Here is a 25,841-nt window from a genome sequence, read left to right as displayed (position 1 = left end):
CGTGCTCCAGGAGCCCCGCCATGAACGCGACGCCCGATTACCAAGACGCTGCGCTGCCCGTCGACCGCCGCGTGGAGGACCTGCTCGCCCGGATGACCCTGGAGGAGAAGGCCGGCCAGCTCTTCCACTCGATGCTGATGATGAACGCGGACGGCACCCCGGTCACCGAGACCGACGGCTCGATGCTCCCCTTCACCACGCCCGAGCTGATCGAGGACCGCCACCTCACCCACTTCAACCTGCTCGGCACCTACGGGCCCCGCGAGATGGCCCGGTGGCAGAACTCCGTCCAGGAGATGGCCGCGGCCACCCGCCTCGGCATCCCGGTCACCCTCTCCACCGACCCGCGCCACACCTTCACCGACAACATCGGGGCGTCCTTCAACTCCGGCGCCTTCTCCGCCTGGCCGGAGGCCCTGGGCCTGGCCGCCATCGGCGACCCCGAGCTCGTCCACCGGTTCGCCGACACCGTCCGCCGCGAGTACCTCGCCGTCGGCTTCCGCGTCGCCCTGCACCCGCAGATCGACCTGGCCAGCGAACCCCGCTGGGCCCGCCAGTCCGGCACCTTCGGCTCCGACGCCCGGCTGACCGGCGAGCTCGTGGCGGCGTACGTACGCGGCCTGCAGGGCCCGGCCCTCGGACCCGGGTCGGTGTCCGCGATGGTCAAGCACTTCCCCGGCGGCGGCCCGCAGAAGGACGGCGAGGACCCGCACTTCGCACACGGCAAGGAGCAGGTCTACCCGGGCGGCATGCGCGAGCACCACCTGGAGCCGTTCAAGGCGGCGATCGCCGCCGGGTGCGCGCAGATGATGCCGTACTACGGCCAGCCGATCGGCACGGACTGGGAGGAGGTCGGCTTCGGCTTCAGCAAGGGCGTGGTCACCGGCCTGCTCCGCGAGGAGCTCGGCTTCGAGGGCATCGTCTGCAGCGACTGGGGGCTGCTCAACGACGCGACGATCTTCGGGCAGGTGCATCCGGCGCGCGCCTGGGGCCTGGAACACCTGAGCGTGGCCGAGCGGGCGGCGCGCGGTCTGGAGGCCGGCTGCGACCAGTTCGGCGGCGAGCAGTGCCCCGAGGTGATCGTGGAGCTGGTCCGCTCGGGCCGCGTCGCGGAGTCCCGGATCGACGACTCGGTACGCCGCCTGCTGCGGGAGAAGTTCACGCTCGGCCTGTTCGAGGACCCGTACGTGGACCCGGACGCGGCGGCCGAGATCGTCGGCCGGTCCGACTTCACGGCCCTGGGGGCCGCGGCCCAGCGCCGCTCCCTCACCGTCCTGACCAACCGGGACGGCCTGCTCCCGCTCGCCACGGGGCCGAAGCTGTACGTGCGCAACGTGGACGCGGCCGTCGCCGCCGGGTACGGCGAGGTCGTCGCCGAGCCGGCCGACGCGGATCTCGCCGTGCTGCGGCTGCGGACCCCGTACGAGCCGCGCGAGAACATCTTCGAGTCCTACTTCCACTCGGGTTCGCTGGCCTTCCCCGAGCCGGAGCTGGCGCAGATCCTGGCCCTCCTGGACCAGGTCCCGACCCTGGTCTGCATCAATCTGGAGCGGGCCGCCGTGATCCCGGAGATCGCCGAGCGCGCGGCGGCCCTGATCGCCGACTACGGGGCCGGCGACGCCGCCCTGCTGGACGTGGCCTTCGGCCGCGCCACTCCCGAGGGCCGCCTCCCCTTCGAGCTCCCGCGCTCGATGAAGGCCGTCGAGGCCTCCCGCCCCGATGTGCCGAACGACACGCTCGACCCGGTCTTCCCGCACGGCCACGGGCTGACCTTCCAGGGCCCGTAGCCACCCCCGGACGCCCCTCGGAGGGCAAGTACGGCGAGGCACCTGACCGGTCTCGTCCGCCGGGTGCCGGTCCCGTGGGGGGACCGGCACCCGGTACCACACATTCCGCTTACTGTGGTCCAGCACATATGCCATGTCCGAACCCCACGTAGCCGCAGGCCGACGCCTCCTCTACGCTGCACCCCATTCACGCGGGATCTTCAGGGGCGGACATGGAACAGACACACACCACCCATCAGAGCGCCGCGGCGACACCCGGCGCCCAGCGGCGTGTGCTGGTCGTCGAGGACGACCACACCATCGCCGAGGCCATCGCGGCCCGTCTGCGCGCCGAGGGCTTCCAGGTGCAGACCGCGGGCGACGGACCCTCGGCCGTCACGGCGGCCGAGACCTGGCTGCCCGAGCTGCTGGTCCTCGACATCATGCTGCCCGGCTTCGACGGCCTGGAGGTCTGCCGCCGGGTCCAGGCCCAGCGGCCTGTGCCGGTCCTCATGCTCACCGCGCGCGACGACGAGACCGACCTGCTGGTCGGACTGGGGGTCGGCGCGGACGACTACATGACCAAGCCGTTCTCGATGCGCGAGCTGGCCGCCCGGGTCCACGTCCTGCTGCGGCGCGTGGAGCGGGCCACCATGGCCGCGCACACCCCGCGCGGTGCCACCCTGCGCCTGGGCGATCTGGAGATCGACCACGCCCAGCGCCGGGTCCGGGTGCACACCGAGGACGTGCACCTGACCCCCACCGAGTTCGACCTGCTGGTGTGCCTGGCCGGCACCCCGCGGGCGGTGCTCTCCCGGGAGCAGCTGCTGGCCGAGGTGTGGGACTGGGCCGACGCGTCCGGGACCCGTACCGTCGACAGCCACATCAAGGCCCTGCGCCGCAAGATCGGCGCGGAGCGGATCCGTACCGTCCACGGCGTCGGGTACGCCCTGGAGACCCCGGCCCAGGCATGAGCGGCCCGCCGAACCGGCAGCGGCTACGGCAACGGCCTCCCGCGGGGCTGCGGCCCTTCTCGCCGTTCTCGATCAAGACCAAGCTGGGCACGCTCGTGGTGGTCTCGGTCTTCATCACGACGGGCCTGCTGCTGGTGGCCCTGCGTACCGACACCGAGCTGCGCTTCATCACGGTCTTCTCGGTGATCGCCTCGATGCTGATCACCCAGTTCGTGGCGCACAGCCTGACGGCGCCGCTGGACGACATGACGACGGTGGCCCGCGCGATATCCCACGGCGACTTCACCCGGCGGGTACGCGGGGCGGGGCGCCGCGACGAGCTGGGCGACCTGGCCTCCACCATCAATCTGATGGCGGACGACCTGGAGGCCGTGGACCGGCACCGCAAGGAGCTCGTCGCCAATGTCTCGCACGAGCTGCGCACGCCCATCGCGGCACTGCGGGCCGTGCTGGAGAACGTGGTGGACGGGGTCTCGGCCGCCGATCCGGAGACCATGCGCACGATGCTCAAGCAGACCGAGCGGCTCGGCGGGCTCGTGGAGACCCTGCTGGACCTGTCCCGGGTGGACAACGGCGTGGTCCCGCTGCGCGCCCGCCGCTTCGAGGTGTGGCCGTACCTGTCGGGCGTCCTGAAGGAATCGCGGCTGGCGGCCGCCGGCCGGCCGGGGCTCCTCTCCGGTTCGGGCGGGCACACCCGCAACGACGTGCACCTGCACCTGGACGTCTTCCCGCCCGAGCTGTGGGCGCACGCGGACGCCGAGCGGCTGCACCAGGTGGTCGCAAATCTGATCGACAACGCGGTCAAGCACAGCCCTCCGCACGGCCGGGTCACGGTCCGCGCCCGGACCGGCGACGCGCCCGGAAGCCTGGTGCTGGAGGTACGGGACGAGGGCCCGGGCATCCCCGAGGCGGAGCGCCACCGCGTCTTCGAGCGGTTCAACCGGGGCAGCGCGCGCGGCGGCGACGGGGGCACCGGACTGGGCCTGGCGATCGCCCGCTGGGCCGTGGAACTGCACGGAGGCCGGATCGGAGTGGCCGAATCGTCACGCGGCTGCCGCATCCTCGTCACGCTTCCGGGCAGCTCATAGGTGCCGTGTTGACGTAGGGTTCGAGTGGGAAGGACATGATCTCGGCCACACGTACCCGGGGTCCGTCAGGGGTGCGAAGCCAAGGGGGCCGCAACCTCGGTGCCGCCTACCCGAACCAGGCTCGTTTCCCGCCATTCCACGTCCCGAAACCCGCCGTTCGGTGTGACCTGCGCGACGTAAGTCCGGCCCGGCCTGCATGCAGCGCCCGAGGAGGCGTAGCCTTTATTCCCGCTGTCCATACCTTGTGAAGCGGAAGAGGGCGGTTGCCGCCGTGTCGCCACAGTCCCCCAGTAACTCGAGCACCACGACCGAAGCAGCAGAGGGCGGGAAGAACCCTGCCTCAGGCTTCGGCGCCAATGAGTGGCTCGTCGACGAGATCTATCAGCAGTACCTCCAGGACCCGAATTCGGTCGACCGGGCCTGGTGGGACTTCTTCGCCGACTACAAGCCGGGTGGCGCTGTCGCTCCGGTGAAGTCGGACGGTCCCGAGAAGCCCGCGACGACGGACGGCGCCTCCGCACAGGCCGCCACCACCGTCACCGCGGCGCCGCAGGTCACCGACGCCGCCGCCACGGGGGCGGCGCGCGCCGCGGCCCCTGCCCCGACACCCGCCGCGAGCACCGGCTCCACTGGAGCGGCTGCCGCCGCGCCAGCTGCTGCGCCCGTGTCAGCTCCTGCCCCTGCTCCTGCCACCCCCTCTGGTGCCCCTGCTGTGACTGTCACCTCCCAGGCCCCGGCCGCCGCACCGGCCGCGCCCGCCCCCTCCTCCGTAGCCCCCCAGAAGCCCGGTGCAAGCACCGGCTCCACTGGAGCGGCTGGCGCCGCGCCCGCCACCGAGGCCCCCGCGGGCCCCGAGCTGGTGACGCTCCGCGGCCCGGCGGCTGCCGTCGCCAAGAACATGAACGCCTCCCTCGACGTGCCGACGGCCACCTCCGTCCGCGCCGTCCCGGTGAAGCTGCTGTTCGACAACCGCATCGTCATCAACAACCACCTCAAGCGCGCCCGGGGCGGGAAGATCTCCTTCACGCACCTGATCGGCTACGCGATGGTGCAGGCGATCAAGGCCATGCCGGCCATGAACTACTCCTTCGCGGAGAAGGACGGCAAGCCGACCCTGGTCAAGCCGGAGCACATCAACTTCGGTCTCGCGATCGACCTGGTGAAGCCCAACGGCGACCGCCAGCTCGTCGTCGCCGGCATCAAGAAGGCCGAGACCCTCAACTTCTTCGAGTTCTGGCAGGCCTACGAGGACATCGTCCGCCGCGCCCGTGTCGGCAAGCTGACGATGGACGACTTCACCGGCGTCACCGTCTCGCTGACCAACCCCGGCGGCCTGGGCACCGTGCACTCCGTGCCCCGCCTGATGCCCGGACAGTCGGTCATCATGGGCGTCGGCTCCATGGACTACCCGGCCGAGTTCCAGGGCACCTCGCAGGACACCCTGAACAAGCTGGGCATCTCCAAGGTCATGACCCTGACCTCGACCTACGACCACCGGGTCATCCAGGGTGCGGCCTCCGGCGAGTTCCTGCGCATCGTCGCGAACCTGCTGCTCGGCGAGGACGGCTTCTACGACGCCGTCTTCGAGTCGCTGCGCATCCCGTACGAGCCCGTCCGCTGGAACCGGGACATCGACGCCTCGCACGACGACGACGTCACGAAGGCCGCCCGCGTCTTCGAGCTGATCCACTCCTACCGGGTCCGCGGCCACGTCATGGCCGACACCGACCCGCTGGAGTACAAGCAGCGCAAGCACCCCGACCTCGACATCACCGAGCACGGCCTCACCCTGTGGGACCTGGAGCGCGAGTTCGCGGTCGGCGGCTTCTCCGGCAAGTCGATGATGAAGCTCCGCGACATCCTCGGCGTGCTGCGCGACTCGTACTGCCGCACCACCGGCGTCGAGTTCATGCACATCCAGGACCCCAAGCAGCGCCGCTGGATCCAGGACCGCATCGAGCGCCCGCACACCAAGCCGGAGCGCGAGGAGCAGCTGCGCATCCTGCGCCGGCTGAACGCGGCGGAGGCCTTCGAGACCTTCCTGCAGACGAAGTACGTCGGCCAGAAGCGCTTCTCCCTGGAGGGCGGCGAGTCCGTCATCCCGCTGCTCGACGCCGTCATCGACTCGGCCGCCGAGGCCCGCCTCGAAGAGGTCGTCATCGGCATGGCCCACCGCGGCCGCCTGAACGTCCTGGCGAACATCGTCGGCAAGTCGTACGCGCAGATCTTCCGCGAGTTCGAGGGCAACCTCGACCCGAAGTCCATGCACGGCTCCGGCGACGTCAAGTACCACCTGGGCGCCGAGGGCACCTTCACGGGCCTGGACGGCGAGCAGATCAAGGTCTCGCTCGTCGCGAACCCCTCGCACCTGGAGGCGGTCGACCCGGTCCTGGAGGGTGTCGCCCGCGCCAAGCAGGACGTCATCAACAAGGGCGGAACGGACTTCACGGTCCTCCCGCTCGCGCTCCACGGCGACGCGGCCTTCGCCGGCCAGGGCGTCGTCGCCGAGACGCTGAACATGTCGCAGCTGCGCGGCTACCGCACGGGCGGCACCGTGCACGTGGTCATCAACAACCAGGTCGGCTTCACCGCCGCCCCGGAGTCCTCGCGTTCCTCGATGTACGCGACCGACGTGGCCCGCATGATCGAGGCGCCGATCTTCCACGTGAACGGCGACGACCCGGAAGCGGTCGTCCGCGTGGCCCGGCTGGCCTTCGAGTTCCGCCAGGCGTTCAACAAGGACGTGGTCATCGACCTCATCTGCTACCGCCGCCGCGGCCACAACGAGTCCGACAACCCGGCCTTCACGCAGCCGCTGATGTACGACCTGATCGACAAGAAGCGCTCGGTGCGCAAGCTCTACACCGAGTCCCTCATCGGTCGTGGCGACATCACGCTGGAAGAGGCCGAGCAGGCGCTCCAGGACTTCCAGGGCCAGCTGGAGAAGGTCTTCGCGGAGGTCCGCGAGGCCGCCACGCAGCCCGCGGTCGCCGCGCCGGCCGCCCCGGCCCCGTCCGCCGACTTCCCGGTCGCCGTGAACACCGCGATCTCCCAGGACGTCGTCAAGCGGATCGCCGAGTCCCAGGTCACCATCCCCGAGGGCGTCACCGTCCACCCGCGTCTGCTGCCGCAGCTGCAGCGCCGCGCGGCGATGATCGACGAGGGCACCATCGACTGGGGCATGGGCGAGACCCTCGCCTTCGGCTCGCTGCTGATGGAGGGCACCCCGGTCCGGCTGTCCGGCCAGGACTCCCGCCGCGGCACGTTCGGCCAGCGCCACGCGGTCCTCATCGACCGGGAGACGGGCGAGGACTACACCCCGCTCCTCTACCTGTCCGAGGACCAGGCCCGCTACAACGTCTACGACTCGCTGCTCTCCGAGTACGCGGCCATGGGCTTCGAGTACGGCTACTCGCTGGCCCGTCCGGACGCGCTGGTCCTCTGGGAGGCCCAGTTCGGTGACTTCGTCAACGGCGCGCAGACCGTCGTCGACGAGTTCATCTCCTCGGCCGAGCAGAAGTGGGGCCAGACCTCCGGCGTCACGCTGCTCCTGCCGCACGGCTACGAGGGCCAGGGCCCGGACCACTCGTCCGCGCGCCCCGAGCGCTTCCTCCAGATGTGCGCGCAGGACAACATGACGGTGGCCATGCCCACCCTGCCGTCGAACTACTTCCACCTGCTGCGCTGGCAGGTCCACAACCCGCACCACAAGCCGCTCATCGTCTTCACCCCGAAGTCGATGCTGCGTCTGAAGGCGGCGGCGTCGAAGGCGGAGGAGTTCACGACCGGTTCGTTCCGTCCGGTCATCGGTGACTCCACGGTGGACGCGAACGCGGTCCGCAAGGTCGTCTTCTGCGCCGGCAAGGTCTACTACGACCTGGAGGCCGAGCGCGAGAAGCGCGGCATCACGGACACCGCGATCATCCGCATCGAGCGGCTGTACCCGCTGGCGGGCGCGGAACTCCAGGCCGAGATCGCCAAGTTCCCGAACGCGGCGAAGTACATCTGGGCCCAGGAGGAGCCGGCGAACCAGGGTGCGTGGCCGTTCATCGCGCTGAACCTGATCGACCACCTCGACCTGGCGGTCGGCGCGGACGTCCCGGCGGGCGAGCGCCTGCGCCGCATCTCGCGGCCGCACGGCTCCTCGCCGGCGGTGGGCTCCGCGAAGCGCCACCAGGCGGAGCAGCAGCTCCTGCTGAACGAGGTCTTCGAGGCGTAACTCCGCCCCGATCCCCAGCAGTACGGAAGGCCCGGCCCCTCACGGGGGCCGGGCCTTCCGGCTGTCGTGGCCCCGGACGGCCGATGATCTTACCGATTCGTGACGCCCCCCTCCGGGGACGCCCACAAGTCCCCTGCTGCCTCTAGCGTGTTCGTACATCACCGAGTGCGACCGGGCGGCGCGAGCCGCACCCGATACCGGTTGTCTCCGGCGTACCCGAAATCTCATGAGAAAGCAGGATGATGACGGTCGAGACGCTTCCCCTCTGCGCCTTCCCGGAGTGCACCAACCACCCCGAGGCGCCGACGCCCGACAACCCGGAGCCGACGTACTGCGCTCACCCGGATCACAACGCGCTGGGGGCGTTCCGCAGGTTCCGGGCCAAGCGGCAGCAGCGCAAGGACGAGAAACGCCGGGCGACCGAGGCCAAGAAGGCGGGCAAGGACGGATCCGGCGCTCGCGCCGACCTGGTGGCGCTCATCTCCCAGCTGTCCACGGACCTGCCGGGCTACATCGAGGAGCTCGCGATCATCACGGACTCGGCGGCGGCCGAGGAGCGCATCCGGACCGTGGCCGAGGCCGCGGCCCAGCGGGCCCTGGACGCCGAACAGAGCACCGCGATGGCGGAGGAGGCCGCGGACCTGGCCATCGCCCAACTGGACGTGGCCAGACACCGGTTCGAGGTGGAGACGGACAAGATCCGCCAGGAGTCCGCACAGCAGGTGGCCGACGTGCAGTTCGTGCGGGCCGAGCTGGAGCGCTACCGCGAGCGGGTCGCCCAGCTGGAGGAGCGACTCGACCGGATGCGCGAGGAGGCGGACGCGGCCCGCCGGGAGCGCGGCGAGCTCGCACGGCAGCCGTGAACCACCAAGATCAAGACAACAGCGACGCCGGGTTCCGATGTCACTGTGCGCAGTTCCGCGCATGACGATCTCATTTCAGCAATGAGGGCACCATCCGGCAATTCCGCCCGTCCCGGCCGGATACCACAACTGGAGGAAACATGTCTCGAACCATGAAGCGGAGCACCAGGATGGCCACGGTCGCCGGGATGGTGGCGGCCGTCAGCGCGGGAATGGTCGTGACCGCACCTGCGAGCCAGGCGGCACCGGTCGCGGCCTTCCGTCTCAGCAATTTCTCGGCGACCATCGCGAACATCTGCGTCCACACGGACATCGCAACGCAATGCTCCGGGAACATGGCGGCAGGAAAGAGCGAGGTTTGGAAGGTGGCGTACAAGGGGCCGCGCAAGTGGTACTGCACTTCGACCGCGAAGGGACTGACCGGCACCGCCAGCACCCCTTACTTCAGCCGCGATGACGTCAAGGAATGCGCGGAGGTCGGCAACATATTCGGAGCCAGCATCCAGCTCAAGTAACAACAGCCAGGGGGCGCCGGACGCGATGCGGGCGGAAACGGGTGGGGTGACGACCCGCTCACGTGGGTTCCGCACCGCGTCCGGCCCCTACGGCTGCGGCTCATCTGCTACCGCCACGCAGCCCGCGCCGGCCCCCGTCCGCCGGCTTCCCGGTCGCGGGTGGTCGTCGCGGGCGACCAGAGTCGCCGGGCCGGTCACCTGCTGCGTGCGCTCGACCTACCGGCGGACGCCTGGTGCAAGGGTTCAGGATCGGATGACTCGGCTGGTGAACCCGTCGTGCATGAGGGACTCGTAGGCGTCGTACACGTCCTCCGGTACGTCCTGGGCGATGGCGAACCCGAGCTTCGGATACTCGATCACCCGCTGGAGGTCGCCCACGAGCATGTCCAGGACGAGCTTCTCGTCACCGATGCTCTTGAGGTAGTCGTCCAACTCAAGTGGCTCCGAGGCACAGATGACCTCGACCTCGGGCCAAAGTTTGCGCGCGGTGGCGAAGGACCGCCTCTCCATATAGGGCTTGGAGACGAGCAGCACGGTCTTCGGCGTGATGCCGTTCGCGGCCAGGAGGTCGCGAGTGAAGGTGATGTTCTGACCGGTGTTGGCGGCGCTCGGCTCGACGAGAATCGCGGAGTCAGGAACCCCGAGGTCCAGAGCGTGCTCGCGAAAGTGGACAGCCTCCCCTCGGGGGAAGCGAGCCCGGGTAGTGGGGCTGTTGCCTCCGGTGAACACGAGTACCGGGAACAGCCCGGCCCGATAGAGATCGGCAGAGGCCACGGCAACTCCGAGGTCGTGGCTACCCAGCCCGATCGCGACGTCCACAGGCACCAGGTCGTGGCCCATCCGGTGGTAGTCCCAGATCAGCTCGGCCCGCCGCCACTGGTCCCCGGTGATCCTCTGCTGGATGTCCGTCACGCGATCTTCTCCCTCATGGCCCTGATGCCCTCGATGCCGGCCGGCTGACGCCTGAGCCCGAGCCGTCCGATGACTGAACGGTACGGAGGCCTGACAACTCGCCGCCCCGGAGCGGTGGGGCCGACGGGGTGAAGGCCCCGCGCACGTGGGCTCCCCTACGGCTGCGGCTCGAAGTCCCAGTACGGTCTGGTCTGCTGCTTCGCCGAGATCGTGTGGACGTGCTGGGCGCCCAGGGTGCGGGTGAGGCCCTTGATGCCCGCGTCCTCGTGTTTCGCCGCCTCCTCGTACTCCCGTACCGACCGGAGGTCCGCCGCCAGGGCGATCTGGGCGCTCAGGGCCATCGGGTGGTCCGGGCCCAGGACCCGCTCGGCCCCGCGCAGCGTCTCCCGGCTCAGGTCCAGCGCGTCCTCCAGCCGCCCGGTGATGTTGCGGTGCCCGGTCGCGTTCAGGGCGCAGCCCAGCGTCCAGGGGTGCCGGTCGCCGAGTGCGCCGCGCATGCCCACCAGCGCCTGCTCCGCCAGCGAGAGGGCGGCCGCGCGCTCCCCCTGGGCCCGCAGCACGAGGCCGAGGTTGCCGACCGTGCCGATGCTGTACGGGTGGGCGAGGCCGAGCTGGGACTGGTAGCCGCGGACCACGTCCTCGGAGATCCGGCGGGCCTCGCCGATGTCCCCGTACTCCCTGAGGTAGGTGGCGTAGTCGGAGGCGACCATCAGGGTCCACGGGTAGTCGGCCCCGAAGACCCTGGTGGCCCGTTCCCACACGGTCCGCAGCCGCAGGCCCGCGCCGGGGATGTCGCCGGAGCGGCGCAGGCACATCCCGAGGTTGTGCTCGGCGCGCAGGGTCTGCGGGTGTTCCAGGCCCAGCACCTGCGTGTTGATCTTCACGCCCTGTTCCTGCCGGGTCTGGGCCTCGTGGTAGCGGCCCATCAGCCGCAGCCCCATGGCGCAGGCGATCCCGGAGGACAGGGTGGAGATGTGATGGGTTCTGAGGACCCGTTCGCGGCGGCGCAGGGTGTCCAGGTCGAGGTCGTAGGCGTCCTGGTAGCGGCCGAGCAGGCGGTAGGTGGCGGCCAGGTTGTTCTGGGCGGCGAGGGTGGTGGAGTCGTCCTCGCCGAGCAGTTCGCGGTAGGTGGCCAGGCAGTGTTCGAAGATCTCCCGGGCCGGTTCGAAGCGGGCGATGCACAGCAGGACCCCGCCGTACGAGCTGGTGGCGCGCAGGGTTTCCAGGTCGCGGTCGCCGCGTTCCTCGGTGAGCTGGGCGGCGCGGGCGCGGGTGAGGGTCTCGGCGCGCCGGAACAGGCCGAGATTGCGCAGGGCTCCGCCGTAGTGGTAGCTGAGTTCGCGGACCTTGGGGTGGTCCTCGCCGAGCAGGGCCCGCCAGATCAGGTCGGTCTCCTCGGACAGGCGCAGGCAGGTGCGGTACTCCCCGGCGAGGATCAGGTAGCGCAGGCAGTGCAGCAGGAAGTTCTGGATGCGCGGGTTGCTGCTGGTGAGCACCCCGGAGGTGGCCAGGTGCGGGATGAGTTCGGCGTACCGGGGCCACAGGCGGGAGTCCGAGGGCCGGCCGGGGTCGGCGGCGGCGAGGACCTGGCGTACGGCGCGGGCCAGGGGCTCGGCCTCCGCCTCGGAGAGGTCGTCGCGGACGATGCCGTGGACCATGCGGTGCAGCTGTACGGTTTCCAGCCCGCCGCCGCCTTCCTCCACGGCCAGGTCGGAGTACTCCAGCCGGACGACGGAGAACTGGACGAGTTTGTTGAGGGCGGCGTTCCACCGGATCTGGTCGTTGATCAGCCCGGCGAGCTGTTCGGGCACGTCGTCGGCGGGGAACTCGCCTAGCAGGCGCAGCGGCACCGGGCCGGGGGCGAAGAAGACGAACAGCCGGAGCAGGGCGAGGGCGTCGGGGAAGTTCTCCCGGACGTTGTTGAGCAGTATGGCGAGGGCGGTGGGGAAGGGCAGGGGGTAGTCCTCGGAGACCGCGACGGCCTCGCGGGAGTCCATCCGGTGCTGGAGCAGGACGAGGTAGTCGCCGACCGGCAGCGGGGAGTCGGCGAGCCAGCCGGCGGTCTGGTCGAGGGCGAGCGGGTAGTCCTCCAGGGCCTCGGCGAGCTGGTCGGCCTCGTCGGCGGTCAGGCGCAGGGCCCGGCGGCGGATGAAGGTGATCGACTCCGGGCGGGCGTAGAGCGGGACCTCGACCAGGCTGGTGTGCCGGGCGGCCCACTCGCGGTTGCGCGAGGTGATGATCACGTCGCCCGCGCCGGAGGGCAGCAGGTCGATCAGGTCGTCCGGGTTGTCGCAGCCGTCGAAGACCATCAGCCAGCGGCCGTACGGGTTCCCGCGCCGCAGCGCTTCGAGGACGGCCCGGATCTGCTCTCCGTAGCTGCCGGCGCCGCGCGGCAGCCCGAGCGCGGGGGCCAGGTCGGCGAGGCGTTCGCGCAGGGTGGGCCGGTCCTCGGCGGGGACCCACCACACGATGTCGTACTCGGAGGCGAAGCGGTAGGCGTACTCGGTGGCGACCTGGGTCTTGCCGACGCCGGAGAGCCCGAGGAGGGTGACGGTGGACGCGCCGGGCGGGGCTTCGGTGAGCGCCTCGCGCAGGTTGCCGATGACGTCGTTGCGGCCGGTGAAGCGCGGGTTGCGGCGCGGGACGCGGCCCCAGATCTCCGGCGGGTCGTTGGGGAAGCGGGGGCCGCGGCGGCCGGTCTCGGTGCCGATCCGGTCGGTGGGCAGCTCCAGGCGGCGCAGCACGCGGTACTCGGCCTCGTACGCGTCCAGGCCCCACAGGTCGGTCTTCTCCAGTACGGCGACGGCGCTGGGCAGCGGGGCGTCGGTGAGGCAGACCGCCGCGAACCGGTCGGGGTGGCGGTCGGTGACGGCGCGCAGGGCGGTGTTCCACTGCTCGTCGGTGTGGGTGCCGGCGGAGAAGTAGCGCTCGCTGAGGACGAGGAGGACCCGGCTGCCGGAGCGGGCCAGGTCGTCGAGGGCCTGGTCGATGCCGGGGCTGTTCTGGGGGTCCCAGCGCTGGAGGGCGACGCGGTGGCCGTGCTCCTCCAGGCGGTGCGCGATCCACACCGCCCAGGGGCGGTTGAATCCCGCGAAGCTGATGACGAATCGCTGCGTCTGGGGCGGCTGGGGCGGCTGCTGCGCCGCCGGTTCACGGTCCTGGCGACTACCGGTGGTCATCGGGCCGTCTCCCTGGAATCCGGGCGGTGGACGGGCTTGAAAGGTACCGCAGCGGACGGTCCGTCAGCCGTGTGCGAACGGGGCGAGTTCGGGGTGCGCCTCGCACCAGGCACGGCGTTCGCGGTCGACGGCTCGGCGGGCCGAGGTGTGCTGGTCGCCGGGCGGCGGCAGGTCGTCCATGGCGCGTTCGGCGGCCCCCATCGCCTCGGTGAACTCCCGCCCCTCGCTCGTCAGTTGTTCGTGCGCCCGCAGGGCGGGCAGGACGGCGGCCACCTGCGCGCGGATCCGGGCGTGTTGGGCCCAGGCGCCGCGGGCCCCGTAGAGGGCGGCACGCTGCCAGTACCCGGCGAGGGCCAGGTGGGCGTAGGCGCCGTGCAGCAGGCCCTCCAGGGGGCGGGGGTCGCTGCGCCAGGGGGCCCAGTGGCGGGGCGTGTGGTCGGCGGTGTGCAGGGTCAGGACGTCGGTGAGGGCGGTCAGTTTGCCGTGCTGGACCTCGTGGACGAGGGTCGCGGCGAGCGCGGGTGGGGCCTGGGCGCGGGCGAGTACGGAGCCCGCGGCCGCGGGGAGGGTGGCACCGCTGGAGCGGGAGCCGCCGGCGAGCGGTACGACGGAGCGCAGCAGCTGGACGGTCTCCTCGGCGCGGATGGTGTCGTAGCGCTGGAGCAGGGTGAGCGCGCCGGACCATTGGGTGTCCCACCGCTTGTGGCCCTTGGGCGTGAGCCGGCGGGCGGGGCGGACGGGGGCCGGCTGCGCGGGGCCGGGCGCCCGGTAGGGGTCGAGGTCGTCGAGGGCGGTCCGGCCGCCGGGCAGGGCGTGCAGGGGCACGGTGGCGGGGTCGTCGGGGTCCCAGGAGCGTTCGGAGAGGGCGAGCGGGCCGGGGCGGTCCGGGCGCAGCAGTCCGAGGGTGGGCAGGACGAGGCGGCCGTGCAGGGGCCGCAGGGTGTGGCTGAAGGGGATCCCGGCGCGCAGGGCGGCGGCGACGGCAAGGGCCCCGAGGTGTCCGAGGTCGGGCGGAGCGCCGCAGGGGGCGTGCAGCCGGCGCAGGGTCTCCTCGGCCCACACCCCGGTGGCCGGGTAGTGCAGTACGTCGCGCACGGCGTCCGCGTCGCGGCGCTCGGCCTCCTCCAGCAGGGCCCAGTGGTCGGCGGTCTCCCCGGACCGGCCGCCGGGGGCGGCGTCGAGGACCGCGCGCAGTAGGAGCAGGCGTTTGGAGCGGCGTACGTCGCGGACCAGGCGGGTGCCTTCCACGGAGGGTTCGGTGGAGGCGAGGGCGCGCAGGGTGGGCGAGGAGACGGTGAAGGCGGTGAGGGCGTCGGTCATGAGGCGACCGCCGGGGGGTGGACGGCGGGGGGTGCGGCGGCGGGGGGTGCGGCGCCTTCGGTCGTGAGGGCTTCGGCGGCGGGCCGGGCGGTCTGCGCGGCCCGTTGGACGGCGGCGGCGATGTGCCGGATCAGGACCTGGAGGTCGGCGCAGTACACGGACGGCTGGCGGAAGCCCTCGCCGGCGCGGTAGCGGTGCGGGTAGTGCCCTCCGCCGCACACGTCGACCAGCTCGCAGGTGCGGCACCGGGCGGCGAGCGCGTCCCGGCCGAGCTGGCGGGCGGCGAGTCCGGGGTGGTCGAGGAGCTGGTCGAAGCTGTGGGTGTCGAGGGTCATCCCGGTCGCGGCGGCCCCCTCGTACGCGGATTTCAGTGAGTCGGCCTGTTCGATGGAGCCGTCGGTCTCGATCACGGCGGTGGCGGCGGGTGTGAGCCCGAGGGTCTCGGTGGTGGTGGGCAGGCCGAGCAGCAGGGCGATGATCTCCTCGAAGAGCCGGATCCGGGTGCGCCGTACGCCGTCGTGCCACCAGCGCTCGAAGACGGCGAGGAGCCAGTCCGCGTACGGGGTCCGGCCCGGGTGGTGGCCGGGGGGCGGATCGCTCCAGTTCGCGAGCGGCAGGAGCAGCCCGATGCTGGGCGGGGCGAAGGCGAGCAGGGACTCGTAGGTCTCCACCGGGTCGTGGTCGAGATCGACGACGCAGAGCACCCCGGCGTAGCTCTGCGGATGGCGGGCCAGCAGCCGCAGGCCGCGGGCGGCGGACGCGAAGCCGGGCCGTCCGGCGTGGTCCACCCGGCGGGTGTTGTGCACGGGCAGCCCGCCGTCGAGGCTGACGCCGACGCGGATCCCGGCGGCGGCCAGGGCGGCGAGGCGGCCGCGGGTGAGCAGGGTGCCGTTGGTCTGGACGGTGGCGGTGACCCGGGTGCGCGGGGCGGCCCCGGCCACGGCGGCCCGGACGGCGTCGACGGGCGCGGCCAGTTGGGCGGGGGCGGTGAGCAGCGGTTCGCCGCCGTGCAGGACGAGGTCGATCCGGGGCAGGTCGTGGGCGGCGGCGTGCTCGGCGATCCGCTGCGCGGCGCGGGCGGTGGTGGCGGGGGTCATGACGGGCGGTTGGTCGCGCCAGCCCTGGTCGGCCATCTCGTAGACGTAGCAGTAGGTGCAGGCGAGGTTGCAGCGGCTGCGCGTCTTGAGGACGAACTGGCGTATCGGGTGGGGCCGGTGGCCGGCGGCCCGCGCGGCGGCCACGTCGAGCCGGGTGTAGGGCCAGGGCGCGTACCGGGCGTGGCGCAGCCGCTGGCCGGCCGCCGCGTCGGCGTACGGAGCGGGATGCGCATCGGCGGGCGCGTCGGTGTGCGGGGCGGGACCCGCATCGGCGGGCGGGGCGGCGTACGGAGCGGAACCCGCATCGGCGCGCGGGGCGGGGTCGGCGTGTGCGGTGCGGTCAGGGGGCGCGGTGGGGTCGGGGCCGCCGGGTGCGGGCAGCGGGGTTCCGCTCGTGACCGCTCGCCGCATCGCCGCACCTCCCTCCCCCGGCAACAGCCGCCCGGGGACACCCCGGCGGACGGTCCATCCCTGCCCTGGGGACGGTCCCGGCTAACGGCGGAAAGTGGTCAACTCGGTTTCAAGGTAGGACGGATCCGGCATGGTGCTCGCGATCAGGCCACGCTGGAGTCGAAGGCGTTGAGGATCTCCGCGGGATGGGTCACCCGCTCGACCATGCCCTCGATCACCCGGGCCAGCACGGGATGGTCGATCCCGCGCAGCGCCGCCAGGTCCAGCCCGGAGAGATCCGGCAGCCGCCCCGGGCATCCCGGGGTCGCCGCCGCCACTTCCTGCTGCTTCGTCGCCATGTGCCGCCGGGCCCCCTGTCGCGTCGCACACCGGATGGTCAACTTCCTTTTCCCGTCGGCCGGTCCGCGGAAACGGCGGTCCCCGGCCCGGCCGCGCCCCGGGCCCGGGTGTCAGAGCCCGGCCTCCAGGGCCAGGATCCGCGCGCGGACCGCCTCCGAGCGCCCTGCGGCGCCCTCGCGGGTCCGCGTCCACAGCTCCAGTGCCGAGCGGTACGCGTCCAGGGCCGCGCGGGGCCGGGCGAGGCGTTCCAGCACGTCCCCGCGCAACTGCTGTACGCGGGCGGCCAGCTGGACGGCGGTGTCCTCGCGCTCCTCCACGTCGGCCTCCAGGGCGGCCCGCCAGGCCCGCCGGTAGGAGTCCGCCGCCCGGTCGAGGCGCTCCAGTGCCCGGGTGTGGCCGTGGATCTCCTGCTGGACGTCGCCGTGGTCCCGCCAGACGCGGGCCTGTTCCAGCGGATTGCGGCTGTGCCGGACGGCCAGCTCCAGCAGGTACTCGGCCTCCCGCAGGTCCACCGGGTCGCCCTCGTACGTGTGCCGCAGCCGCAGCCCCGTGGCCAGCCGCAGCAGCCGGTGGGCCGCGCCGGGGTCGGACTGCGGGACCGCGGCCCGGCTCTCGCGCAGGACGCGTACGGCGGCTCCGGTGAACCGCCGCCCGTCGGTGGCCCGGGCCCGGTCCAGGAGTACGTCGCCCCACTCGGGCAGCAGTTCGCCGAAGGCCTCCGCGTCGCGGGGGATCAGCCGGCGGGCCCGGGCGTACGCCTCGGCCGCGTCCTCCAGTGCCGTCGGGTCGGCGTCCCGCGCGTAGCGCTCCCGGTGTACGCGCGCCAGGCACACCAGGGCGGCCACCCGCAGTTCCGGGTCCCCGCCCGCCTCCGCCAGGGCCGCGTCCAGCTGCCCGGCGGCCTCCTCCAGCCGGCCGGGGAGGTGGCGCAGCGCGTCGGCGAGCTCCACCCGTACCTGGCCGGTGCCGGGGCCGGTGCGGCCGTGGGCGCCGGGCGGGGCGGTCAGGGCCGCGGCGAGGCGGGCCGCGGCCTGTGTGGCCAGGGCCGTGCGCTCGGCCGGGTCCGGGGTGCGGGGCAGCAGGGCCAGCAGGACGCGGCCCAGGGCCAGGTGCAGCTCGGGGTACGGGGCCGGGCCGCCGTCCGTGGTGCCTTCCGGGCCGCCGTCCCCGCCGCCGTCCCGGCCGGGTGCGGCGGCGGGATCCACGCCCTGTTCTGCGCCCGGCGCCCGGCCCGCCAGGGGTTCGAGGGCCGCCCGTGCCTCGCGCAGCGCGCCCGCCTCGTCCCGCAGCCCGCTCAGCCGGATCAGGGTCTCCGCGCGCCGCACCGCGCAGTCCCGGCGCAGTTCCGGGTCGGCCGCGGCTCCGGCCGCCGCGAACTGCATGTCCGCCGCCGCCAGCAGCTCCGCGTCCGGTCCGGCGGCCAGCGCCCGCTCGTACAGCACCCGGCCGAGCACCGCCCCCGCCCGCGCCGTCCGCAGCCCGGTCACGGCCCGTTCCGCCTCGGCCAGGAGCTCCGGGTCCCGCTGGGCCGCCCACAGCCGCAGCAGCGCCCCCGCCAGCTCGGTCTCCGCCTCCTCCGGGGGATCGCCGGGTCCCGCCGGGGCCGTCACCGCCCGCCGGAGCACCGCCACGGCCTCGTACAGCGCCCGCGCGCCGCCGTCCCCGTCGGCGTCGGCGTCCGCCAGCCGGGCCCGGGCGGCGCGCACCGCCCCGGCCCGGGTGGGCACCGGGGCCGCGGCGGGCCGGCGTACCGCCGGGCCCTCCTGCGGCATCCCGGGCAGGTAGCGCCGTACGACTTTGGCCGAAACCTGTGCGAAGGCCTGCGGGAGCCGCCCCTCGGGCGCCCGCTCGTCCTCCTCGGGTCCGGGATCGGCGACCGCCGGCGGGGTCCCGGTCAGCTGGGAGACGGCGAGCGCGGGGAAGTTCCGTACACCCCGGCCGAAGTGCGCCAGCACGTACTCCGAGCAGTGCTTGAGCACCAGCGCGGCCTCGTCCCGACCCAGTGGCCCCAGCAGTACGTCCTGCACCCCGGGGACGAACTCGTACCAGTGCCCCGGCCCCGGCCCGCTGCGCCGCAGCAGCCCGCTCAGCAGCACCTCCGCCAGGTCGGAGGGTTCGGAGTCCGGGAGCATCGTGCGCTGCACCAGCCGCATCACGGGCAGCGTCAGCGGCGCCGCCGACAGGTACACCGCGAGCTGTACGGCCCGGGGCGCGGCCGAGGAGCGGAACCGCGCCACCAGTTCGCGCGGCGGCCGCACCGCACGCGGCGGCGGCAGGGGCGCGGCCGGATGGTCGGCCAGTACCCGGCCCACCTCGGCCGGTACGGGCCCGGCCGTCAGCCCGGCCAGCAGCCGGGCCCACGCCCCGAGGGCGGTCGCGCTCGGCGGCAGCACCGGCACCGTCAGCCCGCCCGTGGGCCGTCCGGGCAGCGGCGGCCGGTCCGGCCGGAACATGAGCCTCTGGCCGCCGCCCTCCGGCCGGGTGAGCGTGCCCCGCTCGGTGGGCAGCCAGCTGCGCCCCCACAGCCGCTGCGGCAGCGGCTGGACGACCATGCACGGGGTGCACTCGGCCCACCGGTGCAGCAGCCGCTGCGCCGTGCCCTCGCGCCACAGCGGCCCGGCGCAGTCGGAGACCACCATGGTCAGGGCCCGGCCGGTCGGGTCCCGCAGCTGGTCACCGGAGCGCAGGCCGGAGGCGCGTACGCAGCCGGGTGCGGGGCTGCGGCCGAGCGCGGCCGTGCCGTCGGCGAGGCGGTGCAGATAGTGCACCTGGACGTCCCGGAAGGCACCCAACCGCTCGCACACGGACCGCAGTTCCTCGAACATGTCCTGCCAGACGGCCATCGACGGGGACGCGTCCATCACCAGCCGTACGGTCGCCTCGCGCCGGCTCTCCGGCCGGAGCACCGGGATGACCAGTCCGAGGGCGCGGGCGCTGGCCTCGGCGGTGGCCGCCTCGTCGATCACCAGCCGGGTGGGCGGGCCGGGCGGGCGGTGCCGCTGGAGGGCGCGCAGGGCCCGCTGGATGTCCAGGATGCGGGGCAGCGCGGCGGCCCCGGGCACCCGTACGGGCACTCCGTACTCCTCGGGCGACTCCTGCGGCCGTTCGCCGTCGGCCCGGGCCGTCCCGGGGGCGTACAGCCCGACCGGAGCGTCGGCCTCCGTGTCTGCGCGTACGGGCCCGGCGGGCTCCCCGCCCGGATCCTCGGGCGCGGTCTGCGGGCCGCCCGGCCCCGGCCCGCCCGGGGCGCCCTGCGCGGGGCCGCCGATGTGCCCGGCCAGCCACAGGGCGTCGGCGATCTCCCCGGCGGACGGGTCGAGCCCGGCGGCGCGCAGCAGCGCGGCCAGTTCACGGACGCCGGGCGCGCCGGCGGATGCCACGGCCGATCACCTCGGGCGGTCGAGGCGCTGGATGAGCAGGTCCGCGAGGTCCTCCCGGGTGGGCGGGGCGGCGTAGTGGGTCAGGTAGACGGCGTTGAGCAGCTGGTCGGCGGCGACCAGCTCGGACTGGGAGCGGCTGAGGAACTCCCTGATCAGGTCGGCCCCGAGGCGGGCGGCCTCCTCGCCGAGGTGGGCGCGGACCATGGTGGCGAGCCGTTTCTCGCCGGGCTGCCCGAGCTTCAGCTGGATGCAGCGGCGCAGCAGGGCGGCGGGGAAGTCCCGTTCCCCGTTGCTGGTCAGGATGATGAACGGGAAGGCCCGGCAGCGCACGCGGCCGCCGCGGACGGTGACCTTGGTCCCGTCGTCGGTGAGCACCTGGACCTCGGGCTCGCTGTCGGCGACCCGTTCCAGCTCGGGGAGGGCGAACTCCCCTTCCTCCAGCACGTTCAGCAGGTCGTTGGGGAGGTCGATGTCGCTCTTGTCGAGCTCGTCGATGAGCAGGACGCGGGGCCGGGCGGTCGGCAGCAGGGCGGTGCCGAGCGGCCCGAGCCGGATGTACTTCCCGATGCCGGGGACCCCGGTGTCCGTGGCGGCGGCCGGGCCGCCTCCGCCGCTCGCGGCGATCTGGACGTCCTGCAGCCGGGCCAGGGCGTCGTACCGGTACAGGCCGTCCAGGAGCACGGTGCGGGACACCACCGGCCACCGGAGCACGCGCCCCAGCTTCAGCTCGTGGGCGACGGCGTGCGCGAGGGTGGACTTCCCGGTGCCGGGGAAGCCGGTGACGAGCAGCGGCCGCCGCAGGTAGAGGGCGGCGTTGATGGCCTCCAGCTCCTCCGGTTCCGGCCGGTGCAGCTCGGCGGCCTGCCGGTGCGCCCCGAGCCGCCGCGCCACGTTGCCGTCGGCGACCTGGGCCGGACCGCCCGGCTCCGCCACGGGGCCGCCGTCGAAGTCCCGCCAGGGCGGCGGGTCGGGCAGGGCGTCGATCCCGTCGTGGGGCTCGCCCACCCCGCGGTATATGAGCCACTCGTCATTCATGGTGCTCCTGCTCCCTCCCTCGCGTCGTCCGTGCCGGCCCCGTCACAGGTCGCCCTGGAGGGGCTCCTCGTCCGGCAGCGGCCGCGCCGGGTCCTCCCACACCAGCCCCGTCCCGGCCGCCCAGTAGGCGTCGGGATCCGCCCCGTAGGCCCGCCCCCGCAGGTTCTGCAGGCGTACCGGGAGCACCTCCGCCCGCCCGGCGTCGGCCAGTTCCTCCCGCAGCCCGCGGTGGAAGGGCGCGCACGAGGCCCCCGGGTCGGGCGGCGGCCGGCGGGTCACCACCACCCCGTACCCGGCGTCCCGTACCGCGTGCAGCGACCCGAGCGTGGGCTCCTGGTCGGCCGCCCGGCAGTGCACCGGCACGGTGTTGTCGGGGAGTCCGGTCAGCCACTCGGTGGCGGGGCTGCGCGGGCGCCCCCGTATGCAGTCGGCGCGTTCGTCCTGCAGCGGTCCGGCCTGGACCCGCGCCCAGCGGGCGGACGCGTCGGTGCCCTCGCGGTCGGCGGGGTGCTCCCTGGCGCCGCCCGGGCCGACGCCGCCCGGGCTCGCGGCGGCCGGGCTCACGGCGGCCCGGCTCACGGCGGCCGGGCTCACGGCGGCCGGGTTCGCTCCGGCGGGGTGACGCAGGACCACCGGCCGCTGCACGCCGAGCGGCACGCCGCCCACCACCACCCATTCGTCCACCGCGAGCCCGAACAGCGCGGGGGCCACGGCCACTTCGAGCAGGGCCGCCGCCTCGTGGGTGTCGCAGCGCCGGAAGCCCTCGGCGAGCGGGGCCCGTAAGGCCTCCGGCAGGCCCGCCAGCGTGGCCCGTACGCCCGAGTCCACGGGGGTCACCCGCCCGGCGTGCGCGGGACCGGCCAGCACCGAGACCCGCCAGTCGTAGACGTCCTCCCAGCCGTGCGCCCAGACCTCCAGCAGCACCGAGGCCCCGGGCGGCAGCCCGCCGGACCGCTGCGCCGGGCCGTGCGCCGTCCGCCCGGCCGAGGCCCGGCGGCGCCGCTCGCGCTCGGCGAGGCCCCGCTCGTGGCGCTCGCCGAGCTCGCGCCGCAGCGGCCGCCACAGCCGCTCGGCCGTGGCCCGTACCCAGTCCCACAGCTCCTCGTCCGCGCCCGGCGTGACCGGCTCCCGGTACTCGGCCACGCTCACGTCCGTCGCGTACCGGAGCATCGCCGCGGCCTCGCCCGTCCCGCCGGGCGGGTCGTGCAGCAGCCCCAGCCCGTCGCGCCAGCTCAGCGGGGCCGGCGGCAACGGGTCCGGCTCCTCGCCGCGCGCCGCCTCGACCAGGGCGCGTACGACCTCGGAGGAGCCGGGCGGGGGCAGTTCGGCCAGCAGCCCGTACAGGGTGGTGCGTTCGCCGGGGGTGAGCCGGCCCCGGCCGGCGTACGGGTCGCCCTCCTCCGGCGGGAGTTCGCCGTGCACGTCCGTCCAGGTCCGGCGGTTGTCGAGATCGCTGAGGTGCTGGTCGTAGTGGTACAGGTCGTGGGCCTGCATGATCCGGCGGTAGAGCCCGACCTGGCCCCGCGCGGCCATCGGCAGGGTGCGCAGCTGCACGACGGAGACGGCGAGCCCGCCGCCCCCGGTCTGCCGCCGGGCCTTGAGCACGCCGACGACCTCGCCGCGGGCGAGGTCCACCACGGGCCCGCCGGACATGCCGGGCTCGATCTCGTCGTCGTCGCCGAGCCGGATGGCCGCGCCGTTCCCGGCGGTGCCGCGCAGCCGGGTGGTGCGGCCGGTGATCTCGGGGGTGCCGAGGTCCTCGGTGCAGCCGAAGTAGGCGACCTCGTCGAAACGCGGTCTGGAGCGGTCGGTCAGCCACACGCAGGCGTGCGAGACGGGAGCCAGCACCCTGACCAGCGCGAGGTCGGGCAGGTCCCACAGGGCGTGCCGGCCGGGCCGCCGCTCCTCCAGCCGCTCGGGCAGGACGCACTCCACGCGCCCGGTGACCGTGCCGGTGATGCTCCCGGCGGAAAAGGTGATGCCAACCTCGCGTCCCGTCAGACGCACCGCAGCACCCCCTTCGCCGACCACGTGCGCGCACGTCAGGACCCAGCCGGGGGCGATGAAGAAGCCGCTCCCCCACGTGGGACCGGTCCGATGACTGCGAGGGGTTTCATACCCGCCCGGCGGGGCGTGAACGCGTACGGTCGCCGCCTGGACGAGGGGCTCCAGAAGCTCGAAGGCGCGCGCGGACCCGGTCGTGCGCCCGTCCGTCATCCGCACCCCCCGCTCGTTGGGCATCCAGGCTAGACCCGGGGAGGGCGCAGGCGGGAGGTCTCGCCTTAAGGCGGATTATCCTGGCGGGAAACACCCCCTGCACACCCCCATCACGGCACGGAGCCCGACTTGTACTTCACCGATCGCGGCATCGAGGAGCTGGAGAAGCGGCGCGGCGAGGAGGAGGTCACCTTCGAGTGGCTCGCCGAGCAGCTGCGCACCTTCGTCGACCTGAACCCGGATTTCGAGGTCCCGGTGGAACGCCTGGCCACGTGGCTGGCCCGGCTGGACGACGACGAGGACGCGGACGACGAGTGATCCCCGGGTCCGGGCACCGGTCTGACGGCCCTGCCCGGACCCCGACCGTATGGCCGGTTCCGTCCACGGCCATGGCGGGCCCGGATCGTCGGGCGGAGAAATCCGCCCGCCCGGGCGCCGCCACCGGGCACCATGGGTCCGGTGAAGGACCTGCCTCACGGCCTGCCGCCGGCCCCCTCGCGCAAGTGGCACAGCCGCCGGTGGTGGGACCGGCTGGGATACCTGCGTCTGCGCTCCCTGGCGAACCCCGACTGGCCCCGGGACATGCCGTGGCCGATCGCATGGCTGCGACGCGAGCGCTCGACCGCCCTTCCCGCGGATCACGACCTCTACGACAAGGCGATCGCCGCGGCCCGAGGCTGTGCACGCACGCGCCGGCTGCCGCCGCCGGAGGCCGACCGCGCATGCGACCGGCTTCTCGAACCGGTCGACGCGCTGCTGACGAGGCGGCAGACACGACACCTCGACGCGGTCCGCGAGGCTCTGGCCGGGCAGGACGACCCGAGTTCCTGAAGCGGGACGCCCACCCGGACACCCCACCCGGACACCCGACCCGGACGCCCAACCGGGCGCCCAACCGGCCGCGCCACAGGGGCCGGTGGTGGACGCGGCACGTGCAGAGGGGCCCGTCCACCGGTGCGGACGGGCCCCTCTGCACGGGGAAGGGAAGGCTCAGGCGGCCTTGGTCTCCCAGAAGATGCGGTCGATCTCGGCGATGAGCTCAAGAGCCTTCGCGCCGGTCGCCGGGTCGTTCGACGCCTTGGCGGCCGAGAGGGCCTTCAGGGTGTCGTTGACCAGGGTGTGCAGCTGCGGGTACTTCTCGAAGTGCGGGGGCTTGAAGTAGTCGCTCCACAGCACCGAGACGTGGTGCTTGGCGAGCTCGGCGCGCTGCTCCTTGATGGTGATGGCGCGCGCGCGGAAGTCGGCGTCTTCGTTGGCCTGGTACTTCTCCTGCACGGCCTTGACGGACTCGGCCTCGATGCGGGCCTGGGCAGGGTCGTACACGCCGCACGGAAGATCGCAGTGGGCGGAGACCTTCGCCTTGGGGGCGAAGAGGCGGGAAAGCATGGAGTGTGTCCTCCTCGTGATCGTCTTCTCAAGGGGGAGATTACTCGCTGAACAACCGGATTTCGCGGGCGCCCCCATGGGCTTAGGACAAAAGTCCAGGGGCTCGGCCGGACCGGTGAGCGAATGTACGGACCCGTGCGACAGCATGCGGGGGTGACGAGGAGGACACGGATGGTGGAGAACGGGCGCCCGCGCAAGCGGTTCGGGGTGGTGGACGTGACGGGGGCGTCGATGGTGCCGACGCTGCTGAACGGGGACCAGCTGGTGGTCCGGTACGGGGCTGCCGTACGGCCGGGCGACGTGGTCGTGCTGCGGCATCCGCTCCAGCAGGACCTGCTGGTGGTCAAGCGCGCGGTGGAGCGGCGGCCGGGCGGCAGCTGGTGGGTGCTCGGCGACAACCCGTACAACGAGACCGGCGACAGCACCGTCTACGGCGCGGTGCCGGCGGAGCTGGTGCTGGCGACGGCGGTGCTGCGTTTCCGGCCGCGCGAGGAGGATCAGCGTTCGCTGAGGGCCCGGCTGTCCTGGGCGGTCTCGGCGCTGCGCCCGCTGCGGGCGGACTCCTCGGCCTCCAGCCGCTTGCGGGCGCGGTAGGCGGCCACGTTCGCCCGGGTGGCGCAGCGGTCGGAGCAGTAGCGCCGGGAGCGGTTGGTGGAGGTGTCGAGGTAGGCGTTGCGGCAGGGCGCGGCCTGGCACAGGCCGAGGCGGTCGGGGCCGTGCTCGGTGAGGGCGAAGGCCAGGCCCATGGAGGCCATGGCGGCGTAGCCGGCGGAGGCGTTCGAGGGGTGCTCGGCGAGGTGGATGTGCCAGTCGGGGCGGCCGTCGTCGTCGAGGGTCTCGTGGCCGGACACCTGGGGACTGACGGGGAACTCCATGAGCAGCGAGTTCAGCAGGTCGACCGCGAGGACGTGGTCGCCGCCGTCGGCGGCCTCGAAGACGGAGCGCAGGCGGCCGCGGACGTTGCGGAAGCGGGTGACGTCACCGTCGGTGACGCGGCGCGCCATCTGCTGACTTGCGCCGAACAGGGCGCGGACGGCGTCCACCGAGGTGAGTGCGTCCTTGTTGCGGGCCGGCTCCTCGGTGTTGACCAGGCGCACGGCGAAGTCCGAGTAATGGGCCAGTTCCACTTGTAGTCCTTAC

General features: G+C 73.4%; 19 protein-coding genes. 9 read left to right on the top strand and 10 right to left on the bottom strand.

Translation table 11 applies throughout. The annotated features are described in order from the left end of the window. Positions 1–20: 20 nt before the first annotated feature. The 6 genes from ACFY0D_RS08385 (at position 21) to ACFY0D_RS08360 (ending at position 9,425) form a co-directional block, all read left to right on the top strand. Complete coding sequence (locus ACFY0D_RS08385) at positions 21–1,787, top strand: glycoside hydrolase family 3 protein (RefSeq protein WP_390797586.1); 1,767 nt, start codon at positions 21–23, stop codon at positions 1,785–1,787. A 212-nt stretch (positions 1,788–1,999) separates the two neighbouring features. Beyond that, positions 2,000–2,740 carry a response regulator transcription factor gene (locus tag ACFY0D_RS08380; protein ID WP_301366489.1) on the top strand — a complete coding sequence of 247 codons (741 nt, stop codon included), beginning with the start codon at positions 2,000–2,002 and terminating at the stop codon, positions 2,738–2,740. Continuing rightward, a complete protein-coding gene (locus tag ACFY0D_RS08375) occupies positions 2,737–3,828 on the top strand; it encodes a HAMP domain-containing sensor histidine kinase (RefSeq protein ID WP_301366490.1) in 1,092 nt (363 codons plus the stop codon). The genes ACFY0D_RS08380 and ACFY0D_RS08375 overlap by 4 nt, the downstream gene beginning before the upstream one ends. Positions 3,829–4,099: 271 nt before the next feature. Beyond that, on the top strand, positions 4,100–8,047 hold the full coding sequence (locus ACFY0D_RS08370; RefSeq protein ID WP_390797585.1) for a multifunctional oxoglutarate decarboxylase/oxoglutarate dehydrogenase thiamine pyrophosphate-binding subunit/dihydrolipoyllysine-residue succinyltransferase subunit: 3,948 nt from the start codon (positions 4,100–4,102) through the stop codon (positions 8,045–8,047). A 239-nt stretch (positions 8,048–8,286) separates the two neighbouring features. Continuing rightward, complete coding sequence (locus tag ACFY0D_RS08365; protein WP_390797584.1) at positions 8,287–8,910, top strand: hypothetical protein; 624 nt, start codon at positions 8,287–8,289, stop codon at positions 8,908–8,910. A 170-nt stretch (positions 8,911–9,080) separates the two neighbouring features. Continuing rightward, entirely contained in the window at positions 9,081–9,425 is a 345-nt protein-coding gene (locus tag ACFY0D_RS08360; protein ID WP_390797583.1) for a hypothetical protein, read from the top strand. Between the two features lie 243 nt (positions 9,426–9,668). Here the strand turns inward: ACFY0D_RS08360 and ACFY0D_RS08355 are convergent, their stop codons facing one another. From ACFY0D_RS08355 to ACFY0D_RS08320, 8 genes are all read right to left on the bottom strand, one after another. Continuing rightward, on the bottom strand, positions 9,669–10,337 hold the full coding sequence (locus tag ACFY0D_RS08355) for a YdcF family protein (RefSeq protein ID WP_390797582.1): 669 nt from the start codon (positions 10,335–10,337) through the stop codon (positions 9,669–9,671). Positions 10,338–10,492: 155 nt separating this feature from the next. Then, entirely contained in the window at positions 10,493–13,516 is a 3,024-nt protein-coding gene (gene fxsT, locus ACFY0D_RS08350; RefSeq protein ID WP_390797581.1) for an FxSxx-COOH system tetratricopeptide repeat protein, read from the bottom strand. A gap of 63 nt (positions 13,517–13,579) precedes the next feature. Then, positions 13,580–14,836, bottom strand: a complete 1,257-nt coding sequence (locus ACFY0D_RS08345) for an aKG-HExxH-type peptide beta-hydroxylase (protein ID WP_390797580.1) — start codon at positions 14,834–14,836, stop codon at positions 13,580–13,582. Beyond that, on the bottom strand, positions 14,833–16,344 hold the full coding sequence (locus tag ACFY0D_RS08340) for an FxsB family cyclophane-forming radical SAM/SPASM peptide maturase (RefSeq protein ID WP_390797579.1): 1,512 nt from the start codon (positions 16,342–16,344) through the stop codon (positions 14,833–14,835). The genes ACFY0D_RS08345 and ACFY0D_RS08340 overlap by 4 nt, the downstream gene beginning before the upstream one ends. A 143-nt stretch (positions 16,345–16,487) precedes the next feature. Then, positions 16,488–16,682: an FxSxx-COOH cyclophane-containing RiPP peptide gene (gene fxsA, locus ACFY0D_RS08335; RefSeq protein WP_382541979.1), complete on the bottom strand. Its 195-nt coding sequence runs from the start codon at positions 16,680–16,682 to the stop codon at positions 16,488–16,490. Between the two features lie 111 nt (positions 16,683–16,793). Beyond that, positions 16,794–20,063: an SAV_2336 N-terminal domain-related protein gene (locus ACFY0D_RS08330; protein ID WP_390797578.1), complete on the bottom strand. Its 3,270-nt coding sequence runs from the start codon at positions 20,061–20,063 to the stop codon at positions 16,794–16,796. 6 nt (positions 20,064–20,069) lie between these two features. Continuing rightward, on the bottom strand, positions 20,070–21,098 hold the full coding sequence (locus ACFY0D_RS08325) for an AAA family ATPase (RefSeq protein WP_390797577.1): 1,029 nt from the start codon (positions 21,096–21,098) through the stop codon (positions 20,070–20,072). Between the two features lie 42 nt (positions 21,099–21,140). Next, on the bottom strand, positions 21,141–23,315 hold the full coding sequence (locus ACFY0D_RS08320; RefSeq protein ID WP_390797760.1) for a trypsin-like peptidase domain-containing protein: 2,175 nt from the start codon (positions 23,313–23,315) through the stop codon (positions 21,141–21,143). A 129-nt stretch (positions 23,316–23,444) separates the two neighbouring features. On the opposite strand from ACFY0D_RS08320, the gene ACFY0D_RS08315 reads away from it, so the two are divergent. Together ACFY0D_RS08315 and ACFY0D_RS08310 are read left to right on the top strand one after the other, a co-directional pair. Then, a complete protein-coding gene (locus ACFY0D_RS08315) occupies positions 23,445–23,633 on the top strand; it encodes a DUF6104 family protein (RefSeq protein WP_030009408.1) in 189 nt (62 codons plus the stop codon). Between the two features lie 141 nt (positions 23,634–23,774). Then, positions 23,775–24,146 carry a hypothetical protein gene (locus ACFY0D_RS08310; protein ID WP_390797576.1) on the top strand — a complete coding sequence of 124 codons (372 nt, stop codon included), beginning with the start codon at positions 23,775–23,777 and terminating at the stop codon, positions 24,144–24,146. Between the two features lie 159 nt (positions 24,147–24,305). Here ACFY0D_RS08310 and sodN read toward each other — a convergent pair whose 3' ends face one another. Then, a complete protein-coding gene (sodN, locus tag ACFY0D_RS08305) occupies positions 24,306–24,701 on the bottom strand; it encodes a superoxide dismutase, Ni (protein WP_030009413.1) in 396 nt (131 codons plus the stop codon). A 171-nt stretch (positions 24,702–24,872) separates the two neighbouring features. Between sodN and sodX the strand changes: the two genes are divergently transcribed. Beyond that, positions 24,873–25,295: a nickel-type superoxide dismutase maturation protease gene (gene sodX / locus ACFY0D_RS08300; protein ID WP_301366502.1), complete on the top strand. Its 423-nt coding sequence runs from the start codon at positions 24,873–24,875 to the stop codon at positions 25,293–25,295. Here the strand turns inward: sodX and ACFY0D_RS08295 are convergent. Next, positions 25,199–25,828, bottom strand: coding sequence for a CGNR zinc finger domain-containing protein (locus tag ACFY0D_RS08295; RefSeq protein ID WP_301366503.1), 630 nt, complete (start codon positions 25,826–25,828; stop codon positions 25,199–25,201). The genes sodX and ACFY0D_RS08295 overlap by 97 nt on opposite strands. Positions 25,829–25,841 lie beyond the last annotated feature (13 nt).

Source organism: Streptomyces sp. NPDC001502 (genome assembly GCF_042894785.1).
In the GTDB taxonomy this organism is placed as follows: domain Bacteria; phylum Actinomycetota; class Actinomycetes; order Streptomycetales; family Streptomycetaceae; genus Streptomyces; species Streptomyces kutzneri.
Note: the sequence above shows the minus strand (reverse complement) of the source record. Positions and strands in the feature narration are given on the sequence as shown.

Bases quoted from the DNA above. Each gene is read 5' to 3' on its own strand.
- ACFY0D_RS08340 (WP_390797579.1), bottom strand. From the start codon at position 16,344: ATGCGGCGAGCGGTCACGAGCGGAACCCCGCTGCCCGCACCCGGCGGC.
- ACFY0D_RS08385 (WP_390797586.1), top strand. From the start codon at position 21: ATGAACGCGACGCCCGATTACCAAGACGCTGCGCTGCCCGTCGACCGC.
- fxsA (WP_382541979.1), bottom strand. From the start codon at position 16,682: ATGGCGACGAAGCAGCAGGAAGTGGCGGCGGCGACCCCGGGATGCCCG.
- ACFY0D_RS08375 (WP_301366490.1), top strand. From the start codon at position 2,737: ATGAGCGGCCCGCCGAACCGGCAGCGGCTACGGCAACGGCCTCCCGCG.
- sodN (WP_030009413.1), bottom strand. From the start codon at position 24,701: ATGCTTTCCCGCCTCTTCGCCCCCAAGGCGAAGGTCTCCGCCCACTGC.
- ACFY0D_RS08360 (WP_390797583.1), top strand. From the start codon at position 9,081: ATGGCCACGGTCGCCGGGATGGTGGCGGCCGTCAGCGCGGGAATGGTC.
- sodX (WP_301366502.1), top strand. From the start codon at position 24,873: ATGGTGGAGAACGGGCGCCCGCGCAAGCGGTTCGGGGTGGTGGACGTG.
- ACFY0D_RS08380 (WP_301366489.1), top strand. From the start codon at position 2,000: ATGGAACAGACACACACCACCCATCAGAGCGCCGCGGCGACACCCGGC.
- ACFY0D_RS08325 (WP_390797577.1), bottom strand. From the start codon at position 21,098: ATGAATGACGAGTGGCTCATATACCGCGGGGTGGGCGAGCCCCACGAC.
- ACFY0D_RS08345 (WP_390797580.1), bottom strand. From the start codon at position 14,836: ATGACCGACGCCCTCACCGCCTTCACCGTCTCCTCGCCCACCCTGCGC.
- fxsT (WP_390797581.1), bottom strand. From the start codon at position 13,516: ATGACCACCGGTAGTCGCCAGGACCGTGAACCGGCGGCGCAGCAGCCG.
- ACFY0D_RS08365 (WP_390797584.1), top strand. From the start codon at position 8,287: ATGATGACGGTCGAGACGCTTCCCCTCTGCGCCTTCCCGGAGTGCACC.
- ACFY0D_RS08320 (WP_390797760.1), bottom strand. From the start codon at position 23,315: ATGACGGACGGGCGCACGACCGGGTCCGCGCGCGCCTTCGAGCTTCTG.